Annotated in this window: 18 protein-coding genes; 12 read left to right on the plus strand and 6 right to left on the minus strand. The window is 59.3% G+C overall.

Annotated elements, in window-relative coordinates; translation table 11 throughout:
* Nucleotides 1-39 precede the first annotated feature (39 nt).
* The 3 genes from ACYQ2I_RS12145 to ACYQ2I_RS12155 are packed head-to-tail and all read right to left on the minus strand — an operon-like array spanning nt 40 to nt 3,566.
* On the minus strand, nt 40-900 hold the full coding sequence (locus ACYQ2I_RS12145; RefSeq protein ID WP_460167285.1) for an ExeA family protein: 861 nt from the start codon (nt 898-900) through the stop codon (nt 40-42).
* On the minus strand, nt 890-2,344 hold the full coding sequence (locus ACYQ2I_RS12150) for a tyrosine-protein kinase family protein (RefSeq protein ID WP_460167286.1): 1,455 nt from the start codon (nt 2,342-2,344) through the stop codon (nt 890-892). The genes ACYQ2I_RS12145 and ACYQ2I_RS12150 overlap by 11 nt, the downstream gene beginning before the upstream one ends.
* The gene (locus ACYQ2I_RS12155) at nt 2,316-3,566 is read right to left on the minus strand and encodes a hypothetical protein (RefSeq protein WP_460167287.1); all 1,251 of its coding nucleotides are present in this window, start codon (nt 3,564-3,566) and stop codon (nt 2,316-2,318) included. Before ACYQ2I_RS12155 ends, ACYQ2I_RS12150 begins: the two co-directional genes overlap by 29 nt.
* 430 nt (nt 3,567-3,996) lie before the next feature.
* On the opposite strand from ACYQ2I_RS12155, the gene ACYQ2I_RS12160 reads away from it, so the two are divergent.
* From ACYQ2I_RS12160 to ACYQ2I_RS12190, 7 genes are all read left to right on the plus strand, one after another.
* Nucleotides 3,997-4,347 (plus strand): ArsR/SmtB family transcription factor, encoded by a 351-nt coding sequence (locus ACYQ2I_RS12160; protein WP_460167288.1) that lies wholly within the window; start codon nt 3,997-3,999, stop codon nt 4,345-4,347.
* Between the two features lie 71 nt (nt 4,348-4,418).
* Nucleotides 4,419-5,888 (plus strand): tetrathionate reductase family octaheme c-type cytochrome, encoded by a 1,470-nt coding sequence (locus tag ACYQ2I_RS12165; RefSeq protein WP_460167289.1) that lies wholly within the window; start codon nt 4,419-4,421, stop codon nt 5,886-5,888.
* 16 nt (nt 5,889-5,904) lie between these two features.
* Nucleotides 5,905-8,082 (plus strand): hypothetical protein, encoded by a 2,178-nt coding sequence (locus tag ACYQ2I_RS12170; RefSeq protein WP_460167290.1) that lies wholly within the window; start codon nt 5,905-5,907, stop codon nt 8,080-8,082.
* A 29-nt stretch (nt 8,083-8,111) separates the two neighbouring features.
* The gene (locus ACYQ2I_RS12175; protein WP_460167291.1) at nt 8,112-8,771 is read left to right on the plus strand and encodes a cytochrome b/b6 domain-containing protein; all 660 of its coding nucleotides are present in this window, start codon (nt 8,112-8,114) and stop codon (nt 8,769-8,771) included.
* Between the two features lie 46 nt (nt 8,772-8,817).
* Nucleotides 8,818-9,369: a YeeE/YedE thiosulfate transporter family protein gene (locus tag ACYQ2I_RS12180; protein WP_460167292.1), complete on the plus strand. Its 552-nt coding sequence runs from the start codon at nt 8,818-8,820 to the stop codon at nt 9,367-9,369.
* A gap of 55 nt (nt 9,370-9,424) precedes the next feature.
* Nucleotides 9,425-10,678, plus strand: a complete 1,254-nt coding sequence (locus tag ACYQ2I_RS12185) for a YeeE/YedE thiosulfate transporter family protein (RefSeq protein ID WP_460167293.1) — start codon at nt 9,425-9,427, stop codon at nt 10,676-10,678.
* Nucleotides 10,679-11,062: 384 nt separating this feature from the next.
* Nucleotides 11,063-12,445: a hypothetical protein gene (locus tag ACYQ2I_RS12190; RefSeq protein ID WP_460167294.1), complete on the plus strand. Its 1,383-nt coding sequence runs from the start codon at nt 11,063-11,065 to the stop codon at nt 12,443-12,445.
* Between the two features lie 31 nt (nt 12,446-12,476).
* Here ACYQ2I_RS12190 and ACYQ2I_RS12195 read toward each other — a convergent pair whose 3' ends face one another.
* The 3 genes from ACYQ2I_RS12195 to ACYQ2I_RS12205 are packed head-to-tail and all read right to left on the minus strand — an operon-like array spanning nt 12,477 to nt 14,699.
* Complete coding sequence (locus ACYQ2I_RS12195; RefSeq protein ID WP_460167295.1) at nt 12,477-13,028, minus strand: hypothetical protein; 552 nt, start codon at nt 13,026-13,028, stop codon at nt 12,477-12,479.
* A 7-nt stretch (nt 13,029-13,035) separates the two neighbouring features.
* Entirely contained in the window at nt 13,036-13,650 is a 615-nt protein-coding gene (locus tag ACYQ2I_RS12200) for an RNA polymerase sigma factor (RefSeq protein WP_460167296.1), read from the minus strand.
* 50 nt (nt 13,651-13,700) lie between these two features.
* Nucleotides 13,701-14,699, minus strand: a complete 999-nt coding sequence (locus tag ACYQ2I_RS12205) for a hypothetical protein (protein WP_460167297.1) — start codon at nt 14,697-14,699, stop codon at nt 13,701-13,703.
* Nucleotides 14,700-15,097: 398 nt separating this feature from the next.
* Between ACYQ2I_RS12205 and ACYQ2I_RS12210 the strand changes: the two genes are divergently transcribed.
* The 5 genes from ACYQ2I_RS12210 (at nt 15,098) to ACYQ2I_RS12230 (ending at nt 19,488) form a co-directional block, all read left to right on the plus strand.
* Entirely contained in the window at nt 15,098-15,439 is a 342-nt protein-coding gene (locus ACYQ2I_RS12210; protein WP_460167298.1) for an HPF/RaiA family ribosome-associated protein, read from the plus strand.
* A 171-nt stretch (nt 15,440-15,610) separates the two neighbouring features.
* Nucleotides 15,611-16,120, plus strand: a complete 510-nt coding sequence (locus tag ACYQ2I_RS12215) for a 6-pyruvoyl trahydropterin synthase family protein (protein ID WP_460167299.1) — start codon at nt 15,611-15,613, stop codon at nt 16,118-16,120.
* A 365-nt stretch (nt 16,121-16,485) separates the two neighbouring features.
* On the plus strand, nt 16,486-16,959 hold the full coding sequence (locus ACYQ2I_RS12220; RefSeq protein ID WP_460167300.1) for a chemotaxis protein CheX: 474 nt from the start codon (nt 16,486-16,488) through the stop codon (nt 16,957-16,959).
* A 466-nt stretch (nt 16,960-17,425) separates the two neighbouring features.
* On the plus strand, nt 17,426-18,475 hold the full coding sequence (locus ACYQ2I_RS12225) for a BON domain-containing protein (RefSeq protein WP_460167301.1): 1,050 nt from the start codon (nt 17,426-17,428) through the stop codon (nt 18,473-18,475).
* Nucleotides 18,476-18,915: 440 nt separating this feature from the next.
* The gene (locus ACYQ2I_RS12230) at nt 18,916-19,488 is read left to right on the plus strand and encodes a hypothetical protein (protein WP_460167302.1); all 573 of its coding nucleotides are present in this window, start codon (nt 18,916-18,918) and stop codon (nt 19,486-19,488) included.
* Nucleotides 19,489-19,495 lie beyond the last annotated feature (7 nt).

A 19,495-nucleotide genomic window follows, 5' to 3' on the forward strand; every position in this document is an offset into this window, starting at 1 on the left:
TCCTCCGGGCGACGGGGGCGAGCAGAGACCGTTTCGCCTCTAGTCCGCGGCAACGGTCGTCAACTCTTCATGTACGGCCCGCACGAGCGAGGCGGTAAGCGACGTTTTTTGCTCGGCATAGCCGATCAACAACGCCAAGTCGCACAGTCGATTGATCACTCGCGGCACACCGTGTGTGAGCGAGTAAACCGTCTCGAGTGCATCATCGTCGAACGGAATTTGCGGACATCCCGCGGCCTTCAAACGATGGACGACGTACTCGCGGGTTTCTGCAGGTTGAAGAGGGCGGAGCAGACATTTCACCCCGAACAGTTGCTCCCAATGCGGGTGGCGTTCGAAAAACGGAAGCAGGGCTGGTTGTCCCACGATAAGCAGCGTAAGCGGCGGTTTCCCGTCTGCATGGAAATTCAGCAACAATCGAAGCGTGTCCCACGCGCGGAGGTCGTCGATCAAGTGGGCTTCGTCGAGCACCAGGACGGCGTGCCGCCCCTCCTTGGCGTTTTCCTGCAAGAACTCTTGAATTCGATGCACGACTTTTGCCGGTCGTGCCCCCGCCTCGTCTTCAGAGATCGCCCCCAACTCGATGGCCAAATAAGCCAAGAGTTCTTCGGCAGGCAATTGCGGAAATCCCACGTGCAACACCGGCACGGCAGGCTCTCGAAGATTCGATCGGATCAAATCGGCGATCAAGGTCTTACCCGTGCCGCCTGCGCCCGTCAACAATGCCGCCCCGTGTCGGCTTTCGACCGCATACCGTAGTTTGAGCAATGCAGCCTGATGCGAGGCACTTGGAAAATAGAAACGCCCGTCCGTGCCGTTCTCGAAGGCCTTGCAGTCGAGTTGCCAATATGCCTCGTACATGGTCAGATTCCGATCCTGGTCGCTGCGTTCAACCGGCAAGGCGTTCCACCGTGGACCGGCGGGCGAAATTCTCGATGACTCCCAAAATCGGAGGCGAAGCCTCGCCGGGCGCACTGTCGAGCGTCGTCGAAACCCGTCCCGATCGCTGCACTCGAATCACGCCGTCCACTTCCGATGTCGCTTTTTCTACGTTCGCTCGGCTACCCAAGTCCACGACGACCAAATCGTAGCGACTTCGCAACCGGTTTACTAAAGCCTCGCGCAGACGACCGGCAACTCGGCTCGTTTCACTCCGCACGGCGGGCAACAAGACGATTCGATCGGCGAGCGACTCGATCGCACAATCCGCCATCGTTTCGATCGACTCGCATCGGTTCCATCCGAAATCAGTTTTCACCCGCAATATTCCCGCCAAAGCTGCGGTTTTCGTGTCGCCGTCGATCAGTAAGACGCGACATCCCAATCGCGAGCAGCAAAAAGCAAGTGCGACCGCAATAGTCGACGCGCCGACTTTCGCCGTTTCGCCCTCGATGCCGATGACAGGCGTTTCGCCCGTTGCGTGGGCGTGCTTGACAAGCCGCCGCGCCAATCGAGACAACCCCGACTCGGCAAGACGTACGACTTCGCCCGGTCGACGAAAGCCGTCGACTTGGTAACTTGGACGCCATCGATGGGGATCGAACGTCTCCGCTTCCTCCGATCGCTCTTCGATCGCTGCCGTGTCCTTTGCCTCTGCTTGAAGGTCTTCGATGGCCTCCGCATCGTCTTCGTGCAATTCATCTTCGGCGTCGTTCGTCTCGCCGGCATCGTCACCGCGACGAGGGCTTTCCGCCCCATGGTCGACCGAAGAAGCGAGGATGTCCTTCGCGTCCGTCTCCGAATTGCAACATACCGCATCCGTTTGTGGTTCAACGGCCGGATCATCCTCGCCGTGCGCGGTACTCTTGTCGATCGGGCGACACGACCCGTCAGCCGGTTCCTGCACGTCGGTTACTTGAGGTCGACTTATCGGAGCGCCGTCGATCTCCGGCTCGGTGCCCGCGTTCTCTTTCGAAACAATCGCGTTCTCTTTCGAGGCACCGGTCATGGAACCGGCTACCGACATCGATGTCGCAAACAGCTCTTCGCATCGAGCGGCCGGCGCCACGACAAACTCGGAAACGGCCGTGTTCGGAGCGTCCTCCGTGAGCTCGCGCGGCACGTCGGCGGAAGGCTGAGACTCGGAACACGATATCTCGTCTTCTTGGGACAAGCGAATTCGCAGCGGCACGTCGGCCTTCGCCGTCTCGTCCCGATCGCTCGCTGCCGCGGGAAAGCCGCCGGCCGGAGTTTTGACATCGCTGGTTTCACCGGCGTCGGCCTCCGCATCCAACTCGAGCAACAACTCGTCGAGAGCGATCGTCCCACGGGCCGCGGCCTCCGACACACCCGATCGTTGCCGATGCATGTAGGCTTTAATAAAGGCCTGGTCGAGTGGCGTCATAGCGGTTCGTTCCCGGATAAGAGGCAGGAGTTCCTTGCTGCGAACCGGGGTAGCCGTTGTACTCGCCGCTCGGCGGATACGCCCCGGCCCCGTAACCCGCACTCGTTTGCGGCGTGTAGCCGTAGCCGCCGACAGGCGTTTGATACGCCGGTGCCGACGGAATGTACGGCGTCACACTTGCGTTCGGTGAAGACGCCCCTGTCGCCGCCGGATAAACCACTTGCGGGGTCGTCGGTTGAGCGATCGGATCGGCCGGATATCCCGTACTGGGAATCGACCGCTGCGGCGAGACTGACGCCCCGTAACTATTTCCATTGCTCGGCCGCATCCCCACCCGGTAAGCGGGCTGATCGTACGTTGCCGCGCCCGTCATCCCACTCGGCGACGACTGGGGGTAGACCGGCTGTGCTGCCGTGTCCGCACTCCAAGTTTGCGATGCGGACGCGGGCGTTTGCCCGTAGCCGCCTGTTGTCGACGGATACCCGTAACTCCCTTGCGAATACGTGACACCTTGCGGGTTGGCAACGGCCGGTCCGTTTCCGGTAGCGGGATAACTTGGCGCAATATCAGGGGCTTGCGGCGAATAGCTCGCAGGATTCTGCGCAAGCGTGGGCTGCGCCGGATAGAATCCGGCGGAAGCGTCCGTCCGCGGATATTGCACGCTCGGCTCGGGAGCGAACCCGGTGCCGGATGCGTCGGGAGCGGGATAACCCACGGGCCCCTGTCCGCCCATCGACGGATCACTCCAAGCGGCTGGGCCGCCGACAGGACTCGGAACCCGAGCTCCGACCGCCTCGTTTACCGGAGCGGGTGTCAATTCGTTCCCCGGCCCTTGAATCGCAGCGGTCGGCGGCACCGTCCCGACGCCGGAATTCTCGTTTGAGCTTCCCCACGAATTACCGGGCGGCAAGTCGTAGCCGAACATTGATTTCGTGGGACCTTGGTAACCTTCCGCAGTCGCCTCGGTGCTCTGCTGCGCGTCCCAAGCAAAGCCCAAACTTTCGGGCGATTCCGCTTGGGTAGTCGCCGGCACTTGTGCTGCCTCCGGATTCCACAAAGGCGCTTCGGGAGCATCGGGGGCAGGGTTTTCGGGCATCCACGCTTGATCGCCCTTATCGCCCTTCCAGCCGCTGGACAACGCCACCCACACAGCCAGCACGAGCACCCCACCGACGACAACCGACCCAGCGATTTTTACCCAATTCGTCGAACTACCGTTCATTTTTGCCCAGGCTCCTGTTGATTCTTCCGCCTGCAGCTCGTCTTCCGGCTCATTGAGATCCGGCAACCGGACCAAGACCCGATCACTCGATCGGTGAACCTCATCCCTCACAGTGGGGCGTTCCCGACCGACCTCGCGTTCACGACCGTCAAATTGACCCATAGGATTCCCCCTTATTTTGCGGGGATGCACACGAACCCGGGGTTTACCCCGAGACAGATGTCCCGACTGTTGCCCTCTAGATCGGCACCGGTTGTGCGAATCTTGAGGATCGTTTGGATTGGGCAAGATTTTCAGGTCAGGCAACCAAGAAAGGCACTACGTCGACAAAACCAAATTCTGCGAAACTCAGGCTTGCAGAATTGCGCAAGTACGATATATTGCAACTACGCAAACAAGCACTTCAATTCGTCAATGCAGGTACTTTGCAATGCTCAATGACCGTGAATGTGAATTGCTCGCGGGGTTTTTCTCCCTGTTTGCCAATCGCACGAGGCTGCGAATTCTCTGCGTGCTCAAAGAAAAACCTGCAACGGTATCCGAGTTGGCCGAGCAAGCGGGCGTAACGCTGCAAAACGTGTCGCAACACTTACGCCTGATGCGAGAAAAGGGGGTCGTTTCCCCTCAACGAGCCGGACAGCACGTGGTGTATCGGCTCGCCGACCCGCGCATCGTCCAAGCTGCCGCGTTGTTACGAGAAGCGGTCGCCGACCTCTTGAAAAAGCGGTACTTGGCGGTCGAAGCCGACAACGCCCCATTTTCGGACGCACCTGTTACCTAAAACGCCTTTCCCGCATCGAACGCATTGATAGCGATCCCACGCACACCGACTTTTGGGATGGACGGGTCCTCATGTTCCGCAAACCTGTTTTATGGCTGACCCCGTTGGCTGTTTCCGTGCTTGTCGGAATTGCCGGCGGCGCGTTGTACGTCACGCGTCCGCCCCGCAAGGCGCCGGCCGACGATCCTTGGACGAGAATGCCTCCCCCAAAACCGCACACCGACCACAGCAACCTAATCACCGGCGAATTGAATACCGGACCTGACGTCACCCGTAAGTGCCTGGAATGTCATCCGGACGCCGCCAAAGAGGTCATGAAAACGGAACACTGGACATGGCTCGGCGACGAAGCCGTGTTACCCGACGGTCGCGTCGTTCCGATCGGAAAGCGAAACGTGATCAACAACTTCTGTATCCACGCGCTCCCCAACATCGGCGAGTGTTCTTCGTGCCACGCCGGATACGGCTGGGAAGACGAGCATTACACGTTCGACGAGGAAACGAACGTCGATTGCCTCGTTTGCCACGACCACTCGAATACGTACGCCAAGGGTGAAGCAGGGCTTCCGTTGCCGGATGTCGATCTGGTCGCCGCGGCGAAAAGCGTGGGACGTCCGACTCGCGTGAATTGCGGCGGCTGCCATTTTTCGGGCGCGGGCGGCGACGGCGTCAAACACGGCGACCTGGATAGTTCGCTCTACGAACCGACGGAACGAATCGACGTCCATATGGGGCGTCTCGATTTCGCCTGTGTCACGTGCCATCGCACCGAGCACCACCAAATCGCCGGTTGCTCGATGTCGGTCTCAACCGGCCGACGGCCTCGCGTCGAGTGCACGGACTGCCACGCCGAGCGCCCGCACAACGACGACCGATTGGACGGTCATACGCGCAGCGTCGCCTGCCAAACGTGCCATATTCCTCGCATGGCAATCGATGTGCCGACGCAAATGTACTGGGATTGGTCACAGGCCGGTGAGGATCGCGGCATCGAAAGTCGGTTCGTCTACCTGAAGAAAAAGGGCGCCTTCGAGTACGCCCAGAACATACCGCCGGAATACTACTGGTACAACGGGCGATCCGAGCGTTACATCACCGGCCAAATGATCGACCCGAACGGGCCGGTGTATATCAACCGTCCTTTGGGCGGGCCCGACGATCCCGAGGCAAAGATTTGGCCCTTCAAGGTACACCACCAAAAGCAGCCTTACGATACCGAGAATCTGGTTTTGCTGACGCCCAAAACTTGGGGCCCTGGTGGATACTGGACGGAATTCGATTGGGACAAGGCGCTACGTTTGGGATCCGAGGTTACGGGCGTCCCCTACAGTGGACGATTCGACTTCATCGAAACGGTCATGTACTGGCCGCTGTCCCATATGGTCCAACCCAAAGAACGGGCATTGCAATGCACCGACTGCCACGGCGCCGGCGGCCGCATGGATTGGGAACGACTCGGCTTCGACGGCGATCCGGCCTTTCGAGGCGATCGTCGCCAAATGAGTTTGCTTCGCACCGGTATCCGATCGAACACCAAGTGATCCTCGGGAAATCACGATGCCCAAGACTTTGCTATCGTTCCGAATTCGACAATCGTTTTCCCAGGCGAGACGGTGCCTCGGTTCGTCGGCCTTCCTTATCGCGATGCCGGTCGCCGTGATGATTGCCTGCATGGTCGATCCATACTATGCCTCGGCCGATACGAAATCGTCGCCGCCGTCCGTCGAAAGCGAGGCGACCGTCGGGCCAACACGTCTGCATCCGCCGATCACGTTGTTGGATCGCGACGGCAATAACGTGCTCGAATCGCAGGCTCCGGTTTCTCCCATGCGTACCTGCGGTGCCTGCCACGACACGGCGTACATTTCCGATCATTGCTACCATGCTTGGTTGGGATTGGACCCAAAGTCGCTCGAAGCCGGCACCGTCTCGGGGCATTCCTGGGATGCCGGCGAAGGCGGTTGGGGGCGTTGGAATCCCTTGCTGTATCGGCAGCTTACTCTGCCGGGCGACTCCCAGCTCGACTTGGGAATCGCCGACTGGATTCGCATCTTCGGCTGGCGTCATCCCGGCGGCGGTCCGGCCGTCACAGGGTTCGGCAAGACACCATTGGATCGGGCCGACGCCGAATCGTCTCCCCCCCAGAACGGTGTCGATCCGAATCGTCAGGTGCTCGACACGTCGACCCGAAAACCGATTGCGTGGGATTGGCAAGCTTCCGGCGTCGTCGAGCTCAATTGTTTCCTTTGCCACACGAAGCATCCCGACAATGAAGCGCGGGTCGCCGAACTTGGTGCAGGCCGTTTCGCCTGGGCGGCCACGGCTACACTTGCAGGCTCCGGTGTCGTATCGCGTTCATCGGATAAGGCTCCTTGGACGGTCGATCCGTCGAAGTTGACCGAAGGCCAAGTTTCCGCCGAAACGCTCGGCCTTGGCGTCCCCCAGTCTGAAAACTGCGGTGCTTGTCACGGAAAAGTGTGGTTTAGCCGTGAACCATTGATGATCGAGCTTTCACCGCGTCAATGGTCGACTGCCACGAAGGGACAAGTGTTCTCACCGCAACGGATTTCCGAGTCGGCCGTTAACCTGAAAAACCGCGAAAAGCTGGCAAGACCTTGGGACGTCCATGCCCAAGCGATACTCGATTGCCGAAGTTGCCATTTCTCTTTGAATGATCCGGCAATGCACCGGCCGTCGCAGGATATGCGTCCAAGGCATCTGCGGTTCGACCCCCGTCGGATCACTACCGAAGAGTTTCTTCAACGCCCAAGTCACGACTTTGCGAAAGGCAGCACGGCACAAGGCCGAATTGCCTCGCACTTGACCGATACCATGCGATCCTGCCGTGATTGCCACGACGCCGCGTCGACGCACCAGTGGCTTCCCTATCGCCGTGTACACTTCGACCGATTGGCGTGTGAGGCCTGCCACATTCCGCGGACCTATGCGCCGGCCCTGGCATCGATCGATTGGACGACGATCGATGAAAAGGGCCATCCACGTATCACGTGGCGAGGTATCGAACATCCCGAAGAGGCGACAAGTTCGGTGGTTACCGGCTTCGAGCCGGTTCTCTTGCCGCGTACCGATCAAGACGGCAAAGACCGGCTGACGCCCGTCAATTTGGTTGCGGCATGGTATTGGATGACCGGCGGCGACGCCCCCCGGCCCGTGCGTCTGGCCGATCTTCAAGCCGCCGTTCGTGCCGGCGATGGCTACCATCCCGATATCCTTGCCGTGCTCGACACGAACCAAGATGGTCGGCTCGACGAAAAAGAGCGTGTCTTGGATACCGCGGCCAAGGTCGAAGCCGTTCGCAAACGTTTAGAGGCTGTCGGTATTGCCGATCCGAAGCTGGTCGGCGAGGCGGTTCCCTTCGAGCTGCACCACGGCGTCGGCCGCGCCGAAGATGCCGTCAAGGATTGTGAAAGTTGCCACCATCCGCAGTCGGCGGCTTCGCGCGTGCTTGATTTCGGTCCCGAACCGTACGGCTCCTCGATCGCCCTTTCGCCGGGCACGGGATTGGCCCCGACCGGCACATTCAAACGCCACCGGAGCACATTGACCTACCGGCCGGAGGTTGAATCGCACGGCTACTACCTGCTCGGCCACAGTTCGCAATCGACGATCGATATTGTGGGATTGCTGCTCACGGCCGCAACGTTACTTGGCGTCGCCGTTCACGCCGGTCGTCGGATCGCCCGAACCCGCACATCAGGTAAGTTTGCGCACTGAACATTTCCGCATTCAGCGAGAACCCGACCATGGCTAAGCGAGTCCTCATGTACTCGGCCTACGAACGAATCTGGCACTGGTGCCAGGCGGCGGCCATTTTGACGTTGGTCTTCACCGGCATCGCCATCCATGCGCCGCATTACCTTCCCTTTGTTCGCTTGGAATTTGCCGTCTGGATTCACAACGCGCTTGGGTTGCTGTTGGTTCTCAATGCTTTTTTGGGATTGTTCTACTACGTTACCACGGGCACGATCCGCCAATTCCTGCCGCAGCCCAACGACTTCTTGACACTCGCCGCCAAACAGGCAAGGTACTATCTCGTCGGCATCTTTCGCGGTGAACCACATCCCCTCGAAAAAACGCCGGAACACCGGTTGAATCCGCTCCAGCAGATCACTTACCTGAGCATCTTGAATGTGTTGCTGCCTTTTCAAATTGTGAGCGGCCTTCTCATGTGGGGCGCTCAATATCGCCCCGAAAGCGTTGCGGTCTTGGGTGGGCTGAGAACCGTGGCGGCAATTCACTTGGCTGGGGCATGGCTGTTCGGAGCCTTTCTGATCGCACACGTCTATCTGACCACGACCGGCCCCACGCCGACTACCTATCTGAAGGCCATGATCTTCGGATACGAAGAAACGGAAGACGAAACCGACGGTGAGCCGGCAAGCTCCGGCACGATTGCAACATGACAACTCCTCCGTGAAACACGGCACGATAACAGCGCAGGTGACTCCGATGAACCCGATCCAATCCGACTCCGAATCCCAGGTGTTCGACAAGACCCAAACGTACTGGAACCCCTACCTAGCCGGGACGGCGCTAGGCTTGGTACTCTTCGGTTCGTTCTTCGTCGCCGGATCCGGACTCGGGGCTTCCGGCGGAGTATCTCACCTCGTGGGAGCGATCGTCCAGAAGATTTCTCCGCGAGTGTGCAACGGTAATCTATACTTTGCGCCCATTTGCGGCGGCGCGGCAAACTCGCTGGATCACCGCATGGTGTGGATGGCGTTGGGGGTCATCCTCGGCGGTTTCGTATCGGGATTTGTAGCCGGCCGTTTGCGGCCGCAAACATACAAAGGACCCCGTATTGGGATCCGCACACGCTGGCTCTTTGCCTTCGCCGGAGGAAGCCTCATGGGTTGGGGCGCCGCGATGGCGCGAGGGTGCACCTCGGGACAGGCCCTTTCGGGCGGTGCCGTGCTTTCTGTCGGCAGTTGGGTCTTCATGATCATGATCTTCGTCGGCGGATACCTGCTCGCCTGGCCGATGCGCCGCCTGTGGACATAATGCCCTACCGCCCTTCGACAAAAAATCGATCGTCGAGATCGAGGAGAATCAAACGATGTTCGCCCCGCTGAATTGGACCGGACCACTCGCCACGCTCGTCATCGGGTTTCTGTTCGGTTTCGTGTTGGAACGTGCCGGATTCGGCAATTCACGAAACCTTGCCGCGCAGTTTTACCTGACCGATATGCGGGTGCTGAAGGTCATGTTCACCGCCATCGTGACGGCCATGATCCTGGTATTTGCCTGTTCGGCGATCGGGATCTTGGATTTCGACATGCTCTGGGTTCCGCCCACCCATCTCGGACCGGCAGTGGTCGGCGGACTGGCTTTGGGCTTCGGTTTTATTCTGGGCGGTTATTGTCCCGGCACCAGCCTCGTCTCGGCCGCCACGCTGAAGATCGACGGCTTGTTCTTCGCGTTGGGAGTGGCATTCGGGATTTTCGTCTTCGGTGTCACCGCTCCCGCGTACGCCGGCTTTTGGGAATTTACCGGGGCGATGGGACGTCTCACGTGGGCCGATGTCCTTCACGTCGATGCGGGCATCCTTGTCTTGGCCGTCTTCGTGATGGCAATCGGGGCGTTTGCCGCCGCCGAACTGGCGGAGCGCACGATCGGACGCAATCGCAAGCCAAGTGCCGTTCTACCGGTCTCGAAACGAACACTCACCGGCATCGTCGGCTTAGGAACCGCGATCGTCTTGACGACTGTCGTCATCGGTCAACCCGACCTCGAGCGGCGCATGACCATGATGGAACACGAACTTGCCGCAAAACTCGACTCACGGGAAGTGTTTGTCGATCCGGCCGAGGTTTACGAGCTGATGAACAACCGGCAGCTTCGTGTGCTGCTTTTGGATGTTCGCCCCGAACCCGACTACAATCTGTTCCATTTGCGCGACGCCCAGCGCATCGACGTCGACGAGTTGACCCCCGAACGTATTCGCTCGATTCCGGTGGAAGCAGTCGTCATCGTCATGTCGAATGACGAAGCCGCTGCTGTTGAAGCATGGCGACGCCTGGCGGTATTCCGCAACACGAACGCGTACGTTTTGGCGGGAGGCGTCAATCGCTGGCTCGACCTGTTCTATGCGAAAAAGGAAATCCCCGATTCGGATACGCCGCCTCAAGGAAATGACACGTTTCGCTACGCCGACGCTTTCCACCGCGATCCCACAATTACACCGGTCGCCCTGGGGGATCGCCCCGCGTTTGCCCAAGTGGACGCCAAAACTCCCACCTTGAATCGAGAGTACACCAAGAAGGTTCACTTGAAGACGACCCTGAAAGCCCCCAAAGGGGGCTGCGGCTGACCGGCTCCTGCCGCCCGCAAAGACAGAAAAACGGCGCAACCTGGGCAACCTCAAGTTGTAAACCAGCCTTGTCGTCCCGGTTCGGTTTCTTTACGATCTCGATCGGTAAACAACGACAGGGATGGTTTGCGCACGCGAGAGCCACGGTCCATGGAAGGACGAACCGCGAATCGCAGGAAGACGAGGTGCGTCCGGCTGCTGCGGCACGTCGCCCGCCGGCGAGTGCGGCGGGTACTCCGTCATCTTGCCACGATCGGCGTTCTTTTGCTTCCGATCGTTATGGCAAGCTGCGCAACACCGGTCTTTCGCGTACCTTGGAAGCCGTCGGCGCGATCGGAAAACATCGAAGAACCGTCTCCGTCCGGCGCGATCTCGAATCAAGCGATGAGCCGTCCGGACGCGGTGGATGAAGAAACGTCGGTTCCGGATGTATCACCGGGATTTGCGCCGGGCCCGTCTTCCGAGGTGTCGTCCGCCCCTGAAACTCCTTCACCGTCTCAGCCGGCCGCGGAATCGGCTGCGCCGCCCATGACGGTCGCCTCGCTTGTCGCGGAACTCGACCGAGAAGGATTGTTGGACGCCCAATCGCGGCAGCGCCTCATCGACGATCTTTCCCAGACTCCGCCGCAATTGTGGCCGCAAATCGTCGCTACGTTTCGGGCTACCTTGAGTTATCGCAAGCAACATGCGCAGCGAACGCATCAACGCGTGGAGGAAAGCTTTGCGAACCTGGAACAGGCCGGTTCTCACACAATCCCGACCGCGGTATCCGGGAACATATCCCCCGGCCCGTACGGGACGGCCGTGATCCCTGCAACGGCGGGCATTCCCTCCCCTCCGGCCGCGCCTGAAACCGGTCGTTTTCCCGGCGATTCTGAGTCGGCGTCTTCAGGACCGCCATCCTCCACGAACGTGTCGTTGCCGATATCGAACGGCAAACAGATTCCCGACGAGCGCGCCGAAAACCACAAATCGGCACCTGCAGAGGCCGACCGCGACCCTCTTGCCGACAACGACACCGCAAACGAGGTGGCCGATACGTGTTCTCTGCCCAAAGACTGGCGTGAAGCCGTCGAAGCGGCGATCAAGCACCTTCGCATGCGCATTGATGACGCTACCGACCAAGAGGAAGCTTATCGGCTGCAATTGAAACTGCGTCTTCTCGAAGCGGCCTTGGGACGTCGCGACGAATCCATGGACCCAATCGCGGGCGTCGATCCGGCGCTGCAAGACTACTGGAGCACACAGTTTTTCGTCTATTCGCTGCTTGAAAATCTATCGGTCGATGAACCGTCTGCTGCACAGTTGGCCGAAGCTCGCGACCACTTGCTTCATGCGGCAAGCCGTCTCGGAGAACGATGCGACGTCATGGTCAAAAACGTGGCATTCGTCACATCGGTACAAAGCTGGGGAGTTTATACACCGTTCGACAAGTACGAATTCGTTCCCGGCCAGAAAGTTTTGCTTTATGCCGAAGTCGAGAACTTGGAAGCCGTGGCCTCGCCGAAAGGATACCACACCGCATGGCGATGCAGCTACGAAATCTTCGACGAACAAGGGCATCGCATCGCCGACTACGAATATCCGTCGGCCGAAGAATTCTGTCGCGGTCGCCGACGCGACTTCTTCATCAGTTGCCAATTCGCCCTGCCGGAGTCGATCTCGTCGGGGAAACACACGCTTCGCTTGACCGTAGTCGACGTCAACAGTGATCGCATCGGGCACGCGTCGATCGATTTTCGGGTAAAGGGAACAGCAGCGCCCTAAACGAAGGGCCCCAAACCGCAACCGGTCGAGCTCAATTGCCTCCGGCGGCGATCAATCCCAGCGACAGCTTGCTCCGCACGAACCGTTTGGCAGTTTCGGCGTCGTCATCGAGTGTTCCCCAACTCCGCGATTTCAGCCGCTGTTCGACGGCGGAGGAAACTTCTTCCGCAGCACGTTGCGGCGTCCTGGCAAAGGCCTCGATCGGCTCGATGGGATCGTCCACCACGTCCCGGTCTGTCGCACCGGTCACGACCAACTCCGTGTCAACGGGCATCGGCAACGTCGGCGTCTCGTTGGGGGCATTTTCCTGAGCCACCGGTCGAGAGCTGTCGCCGTCCCTTTGCAACAAGGACAATATGCCGACCATCAACAAGATCCCCAAAGTCATGCCGGTAAGCACTCCTACCCAGACCGGCATCGACTCGAAACTCCATCGCTGCCGCGAACGCCGACTGACCTCCCGATAGACGGCAGCCATGATTTGCTCTTGGCGGTCTTCCGAAAAAGCCGGACGCAAATAATCGGCCTCCGTCTTCAGCCGTTCCGCCAATTCGATTTCGGCTCTACGTTCGTCGATGTTCATGGCCGTCTCAATCCTTCCTCACGCGAGAAGCGGTCGTCCGCTTGCTGCGCTGCGGCGGTGTGGGATCCAACTTTTCCAGGTACGGGACGAGTTTTCGTCGGGCGCGGAATAACGACGTCTTGACCGCCGTTTCCGACATCTCCAACACGGAGGCCACGTCCCGGATGCTCATGTCCTCGACATAAAACAGCCACAATGCCGTAAACTGATCCTCGGCCAGTACCTCGGCGGCGGTAGCCCAAAGGAATCGCCCCGAATCATCCGATTCGATGGCCCCTGAAGGATCTTCCTCCGCGGCCGGTCGCCCTTCGAATGCGGCATCGTTAGCCACCGGCCGACGCTTCCGTTGGGCGTTCAACAAAACGCGGTGCGCCAAGGTAAACAACCACGGCCGGAAGCTGCCGTCCGTCCGACACAAGTGAAGCTTTCGAAACGCCCGGACGAACGTCTCCTGTACCAAATCTTCCGCTTCGTGCCGATCTCGGGCTTTGCGTATCAAAAAGTGAAGCACCGGTACTTGGTATCGGCGCACGAGTTCCTCGAACGCCGCCATCGCGCCGTCTTGCGCGAGGGCGACCAATTCTTCATCCGTCAAGGTTCTCAACGCACGCTCGATCGGCATCGACTATCTATGTTCTCGGCGATTTTCCTTTGACCAGATATCAATCCACGTCATTTTGCCTCGTCTGCTTTCGGCGCTGCAACCTCGCCGAAGCGTTCCATGAGCAACTCGCCGACGGTTTGACGCGGCGCCCGCCACGTACCGGTCACCAAGTTTCCCGAAACCGTCACGCGTGCGAGATTCAAAAGGGCTGTAACATCGGCCTCGTCGGCAAACTGAAGCTTGCCGAGTGCGATGATGCCAACCAGCGCATCCCGCAAATCGACGGCGATACTCGCCGAGTCGAGACGAACCGTTCCCTCGACGAATACCTCTTGGCCGGACTCCCCAATCATCAAGGTCGCATGTTGGATACGGCGAATCAAAGGCGACATAAACGGAAGTCGAACGCCACCAACCTTTTCAAACCAAAGATGCACGATCGTTCCCGGAGGAACCGCAAGATTGTCGTCCGGACTTGATCGCGTCCACGACGGCGCAGCACCGGCAACAACATCCAGCACGGCTTTCACCGTATCTCGATCATGCCCAAAGACGATTCGATCATCGTCCAGGAAAACTCCATACACCCGCCGTGAGGAATTGTCGTCGTTCCAAATATGGATGGTATGCTCTCGGTAGGTCTCTGCACGGTAGTCGTCCCGCAACTGGAAAAGCGCCAACACTCGCTTTTGCTCCAACTCGACATGCGCAAGGACGGCACCGTCGTCGGGGTCGAAATTCCGCCCCAAAAACGTCACCGAGTGCAAGTCTTCGCTCAAATCGATCCCGAATAAAGTCGCCACGTTACGGATTTCTCGATGCGAGGGATCTCTTTCCCATACACGAAGAAGAACCGTGCGGGTCAACTCGGCTTCCTTCAAGGCGTCGATGTCCAAGTGCAACACCCAGCGGGTGTCATTGGGAAGATAAGAGAGATCGAGCCCCGCAGCGTTCGCTTTACCCGCACTCAGCAGCCCGCCGCACACAATGAGACACACGCCCAGAGTTCCAAGCCTCATCGCGGGCGTACGCGGCAAGTCCTCATAAACGGTTGCAGTGACGGGCATCCCAATTCCCTCAATGTTTATCAACATGCAGGTCTTTTTGTCCCGATTCGAGGCACCACTCGGCAAGCATGAAATCGGCTAATCCTCCGTCCTGCCAGAATATACACCGGCAACGGGGGTTCCGTCGCACGGCGAACCGTATCTCCCGAGTGCAGAATGGATTAACAACGAAAATCGCAGAAATTCGATAACTTTCCCGGCAGATTCGGCATCTATCCTAATGGGACAATCCCCTCCCTTCAGGGGGGCACAAAATGGTTTCCAGGCTTGCACCGGCAACTATAATGACGATTGGGAAGATCTGCCATTTGTCCCCGATGGGGTTTGGCCGTATAGTTTCTGTGGACGTGCCTTTCGGGGCACATGGGTTCTCTTCCACGGCTCAAATGGAGGTCGACATGGAACTTCGAGTCCAGACCCGTCACGTCAATCTCGACTCCGTCACCCGAGATCTTCTCGACCGCCGAATGAACTTTGCCCTGGGCCAGTTCAACGGTTGGATCCACTCGGTGGATGTGGTCTTGGAAGACGTGAATGGTCCGAAAGGAGGTGTCGACAAGCACTGCCGTGTGCTCGTCTCTCTTCGCGGCGGAAAGGTCATCAAGATCGAGGATCTCGACGCCGATCTCGTGACGGTCATCAATCGGACGGCTGATCGTGTCAGCCAGGCCGTCGGGCGCGAACTCGACCGCCGCAAACACCGCAAGGGCGGGACGCCTGCGGCCGGCCCGGTGGAGTAAACCGTCTGTCTCTGTTCCTCGTACTGTGATAGAACACGTCCGTCTCGTCGCTCTCCGGATCGGTGAGACGGACGATTTTTCATAATTCCGGGCATCGTACAGCCGAAAGCCGGCTAATCGTTTGGAACCCTGATCACGTGTGTTTCCGCTTTCCACCACCTGAAAAGCGTTATGCCCGACTTTGCATCCTCATTCGAGCCATCGTACCAAATCGAGATTGCCTCACCGCGACTGCGGTTCAGTGCGGCACATTTCATTGCGTTCGACGCTGAAACGATCGAATCCGTGCACGGGCACGATTATACCGTCGATGCCGTCATCGACACTCAACTGGGGCCATTCGGCTACGGAATCGATTTCCTAGAAGCCGAAGAGGCATTGTACCGGCTTGTGCGATCATGGGATCACAAGATTTTGTTGCCGCGAGCCGGGAATCTCATCGATGTGCATCCCTGTGATCTCGGCGTCGAGGTTCGCTTCGGTACAAAGCGCTGGCTGTTTCCTCACGAAGATGTCGTCTTGCTGCCGGTCGACAACACGACCTCCGAGCAGCTCTGCCGCCATCTGGTCGAGCAACTACTGGACACGATTGCCCCCGGCACCCGCAAGAACGTCCGATCGCTAATGATCCGAATCCGGGAATCCGGCGGCTTTGCTGCCTCGTGCACGTACACGCTGTAAGCGAATAACATCCGTGAAACCGCTCTTAGGCCCCGCCCTCAAGAAAAGCACCTGAAGAACACAAAACCAAGCTTCCCTCTCTGCCAAATATGCCTCTCGTGAGCGCGCCTACGGATCAATTCGGTTTTTCCGATCATGACGGCACTCCAGTTTACCCGAGAGCCAATTCTTGCTTTGCCGCACTCGGTCCGAGTTGCCACGCGACTGCGACAACCTAGGATTGATTGAGCGCCTGTCATATACGATGCCAACCTTTGTCGGCCGTTGTTCCATGGGTTGGTTTTCTGCTTCGCGTCGGCGGGCGCCTGCTACTAGAGTTCCCAGAATACTCCATCGACATCTGACCCACGGATCGAGGTAGCCGGATGCGGGTAGAATTCGTCAATCCGTTCATTCAATCGCTCAAGGACACGTTCGCCACGATGCTCAACTGCGAGGTGCAGCGTGGTGAGCTGAGCTTGAAGAACGGCTCGAAAGCGTCACACGAAATCAGTGGGGTGATCGGACTTACCGGCGATACGGTCGGCACGGTCGTCCTCTCCCTGTCACGAGATGTAGCCCTCAAGGCCGCCTCGACGATGCTGATGATGGAAACCACCGAGTTGGATGCCGACGTTCTTGATGCCGTCGGCGAATTGACTAACATGGTAGCCGGTGCTGCGAAGGCGCAACTAACCGAATTCAACCTCGCAGTCAGCCTCCCCAACGTGATCACAGGCACCGAGCACGACGTTCATTTTCCTTCGAACGTCACCCCCTTGGTGATCTCGTTCACGAGCCCGTGGGGGCCTTTGACGCTGGAGGTCGGCTTGGCCGACGTTCCCGTCGCCGCCGAATAAAGTCATCGCCCGCTCTGGGCCACGGAATCGCGTTGAAAGGCTCTCGTTGCCCCCCCTCTCTGCTCCCCGACCATCTAACGCAAAACCCCGGTCCTTGAGAGGGGTGTTTGTAAAAGTGCGTGTTCTGCGCAACTTTTGACGGCGCAGGCAAGCCCGGTCCAATGAGCCGAAGCACTAAAATCGGAAAAAATGCTCCCCTTCGTCGCGATTGCCGACCGAAACTAATTGTCGGGTAATAGGCGTTTTCTCGATTGCGCCAGGGGGGCCGTCGAGGGACACCACCGGCGTTTCGCGGTGTGTACCAAGAGGATCCCCTGCCCGCGTGATCACGTATTTTTGACGTTGAATGGAACACGCTTTGGAGGTCCGCACAAAGCTGAGCGCACTTCCGGCCGGTACGCAGCCCCGGCAGGCAACACACCCCAAGCAGCTTTGTTCGGGGACGGATCCTAACAGGAGGAAAGGCATGCGAGGTTTTCGATTCAGTTGGTTCATCGCGGCAGCGATTGTGTTAGGCCCGATGACGGCTTGGGCAGGCAACCAAGAGGTCGCCGAGCAAATCGCCGCGTCCCTGAAGAACAGCGGCATGCTTCAGGGATACAAGATCGGCGTTCGCTTCCAAGACGGCACGGCTTGGCTCCGCGGAACCGTCAGCGATCAGGAACAGATGAATGCCGCCGTGCGTTTGGCGTACCAGACGCCCGGTGTCGAACGTGTGATCAACGACTTGGCCGTCGTGCGACGTGACGTCGTTCAAACGACCGCCCACGAACAACCCGCTTCGAGCGAGTCTACGCTCAAGCAAGCTCAAGGGGCATTTGCTCCCGAACGCGTGAGCCGATCCAACTCGGCCGGACTGGTCGCGGGCATCCCGGCACAAAAGGTCACGACGACTCCGTCACTAATCGATCGCATTCGCGAAACCGTGACGAAACCGCTGGCCGTCAAGCATGCCGATCCGGTTCCCGCGGTTGCCGAAAAGACTCCCGCCTTGCCGACGGCGGCCGAAGAACCGGCCCTCGCGGCGCCCGAATTGAACCAGATTGTGATGACCGAAGCCCCGCAGCCTACGCCCGCTGCGCCGCGTCCGATCCCGATCGCCTACAGCCAGGCTCCGGCGGCCGCCCCGGCCCCCACGCCGGCTCCCGTCCCCGCACCGGCAGCCGCCCCTGCGCCGATCGCCGCGCAACCGCAACCTGCCGCGGGGCGTCCGTTGCCGGCCTATGTGGCCTCGGTGGGTGGAGTGACACCGGCTCGCTACGATCAGCCGCATATGCCCAACTACGCGTGGCCGAGCTACGCGGCCTATCCGAACTATGCGGGAGTTACCTATCCCAAGCAATACTCGCCGGCCGCGTGGCCCTACATCGGTCCGTTCTATCCCTATCCGCAGGTCCCGTTGGGCTGGCGGAAGGTCACCCTCGAATGGCATGACGGCTGGTGGTTCCTCGACTTCGATGACGGCTCGACGCATGGACCGTTCTCCGGATTGTTCCGTCCCCTGCGTCATCATTGACGGCCGATAAGGCAGCCGTCGGCCGTACGTGTCGTCGCTGCATCCCACCGGATCCCCAATCGGATTATTCCGGCGTATTCCGAAGCCTCCGGAGATTCGCTCTCCGGAGGTTTTTCTCTGTCGGGTGGAACCTCTCGGCTCTCGCATCGCCGACTAAACGTACCGCCACGTTTGATGGCTCCTCGTGCGCTCAATGCCGGTGCGATTCGCGCTATCGGCGAGGGCAATTCGCGGGCGTTTACAGCCCGTTCATGTAGTGTTTCCGAAACTTCCCGAGCGTTCCGAAAAACCTGCAAGTTCGTCACAGATTCACACGATAAAGAGATTAGCGTAGGGCGACGGCGCCCACGCGGCGCTCGCGACATGCAAAGCGAGGGAACGTGATCGAAAAGCCGGTTCAAGCGAAAGCAATCGCTATTCCAACCGTCGAGGATTCGTCCATGTCGAAGAGACTCTTGATCGTTGCGCTTTTGGTGGGAGCCGGGGCTTTGACGGCCGCAACCGGCTGCGGAACGGCCATGTCGCCCATAGATTGGGGTGTGGGCAATGTTCCCATTCCCGTCAGTCCTTACTTCCAAAAGCGTCTCGAAGACAAGTCGTGGGACCAGGAACGATACGCCAAGATGCCGATTCTCGGCCCGCTGGGGGAAGGCATCCCGGATGCCGCGCTGGATCCGCCTTCCGACGACGAAGTCATGCGGGCACTGGAAAAGGCTCGTCCCATCCAGGGAGGTCTTCCCTTCCTGTCCGAAGTCGAGCGCGACAACGTGCGGATCGTCGTCGAACCGATCGCCGATTTCGTCGATCCGCCCCGTGTCTATCCGCTCGTGGGACCGGCTCAGCTTCACCACTGCCGATACAAGTGCACGATCTATTTCACCGAGATCAAACGCACCGGCTGGCCGATTCCCTACACCGAGAAAAACGAAGACGCTCGCGAGGTCATCTATATCGACCACAGCCACTTGCACATGGTCGGGAATCCCGATGCGGGCAGCAACACCGGTTATTGATCCACCC

The sequence above is a fragment of the Thermostilla marina genome, from assembly GCF_054657455.1.

What these genes read in the sequence shown, in the direction of transcription:
- ACYQ2I_RS12150 (WP_460167286.1), bottom strand. Translation starts at nt 2,344, where the DNA reads ATGACGCCACTCGACCAGGCCTTTATTAAAGCCTACATGCATCGGCAA.
- ACYQ2I_RS12215 (WP_460167299.1), top strand. Translation starts at nt 15,611, where the DNA reads ATGCCCGACTTTGCATCCTCATTCGAGCCATCGTACCAAATCGAGATT.
- ACYQ2I_RS12175 (WP_460167291.1), top strand. Translation starts at nt 8,112, where the DNA reads ATGGCTAAGCGAGTCCTCATGTACTCGGCCTACGAACGAATCTGGCAC.
- ACYQ2I_RS12185 (WP_460167293.1), top strand. Translation starts at nt 9,425, where the DNA reads ATGTTCGCCCCGCTGAATTGGACCGGACCACTCGCCACGCTCGTCATC.
- ACYQ2I_RS12230 (WP_460167302.1), top strand. Translation starts at nt 18,916, where the DNA reads ATGTCGAAGAGACTCTTGATCGTTGCGCTTTTGGTGGGAGCCGGGGCT.
- ACYQ2I_RS12205 (WP_460167297.1), bottom strand. Translation starts at nt 14,699, where the DNA reads ATGCCCGTCACTGCAACCGTTTATGAGGACTTGCCGCGTACGCCCGCG.
- ACYQ2I_RS12190 (WP_460167294.1), top strand. Translation starts at nt 11,063, where the DNA reads ATGAGCCGTCCGGACGCGGTGGATGAAGAAACGTCGGTTCCGGATGTA.
- ACYQ2I_RS12200 (WP_460167296.1), bottom strand. Translation starts at nt 13,650, where the DNA reads ATGCCGATCGAGCGTGCGTTGAGAACCTTGACGGATGAAGAATTGGTC.
- ACYQ2I_RS12210 (WP_460167298.1), top strand. Translation starts at nt 15,098, where the DNA reads ATGGAACTTCGAGTCCAGACCCGTCACGTCAATCTCGACTCCGTCACC.
- ACYQ2I_RS12195 (WP_460167295.1), bottom strand. Translation starts at nt 13,028, where the DNA reads ATGAACATCGACGAACGTAGAGCCGAAATCGAATTGGCGGAACGGCTG.
- ACYQ2I_RS12225 (WP_460167301.1), top strand. Translation starts at nt 17,426, where the DNA reads ATGCGAGGTTTTCGATTCAGTTGGTTCATCGCGGCAGCGATTGTGTTA.
- ACYQ2I_RS12180 (WP_460167292.1), top strand. Translation starts at nt 8,818, where the DNA reads ATGAACCCGATCCAATCCGACTCCGAATCCCAGGTGTTCGACAAGACC.
- ACYQ2I_RS12165 (WP_460167289.1), top strand. Translation starts at nt 4,419, where the DNA reads ATGTTCCGCAAACCTGTTTTATGGCTGACCCCGTTGGCTGTTTCCGTG.
- ACYQ2I_RS12155 (WP_460167287.1), bottom strand. Translation starts at nt 3,566, where the DNA reads ATGAACGGTAGTTCGACGAATTGGGTAAAAATCGCTGGGTCGGTTGTC.
- ACYQ2I_RS12160 (WP_460167288.1), top strand. Translation starts at nt 3,997, where the DNA reads ATGCTCAATGACCGTGAATGTGAATTGCTCGCGGGGTTTTTCTCCCTG.
- ACYQ2I_RS12170 (WP_460167290.1), top strand. Translation starts at nt 5,905, where the DNA reads ATGCCCAAGACTTTGCTATCGTTCCGAATTCGACAATCGTTTTCCCAG.
- ACYQ2I_RS12220 (WP_460167300.1), top strand. Translation starts at nt 16,486, where the DNA reads ATGCGGGTAGAATTCGTCAATCCGTTCATTCAATCGCTCAAGGACACG.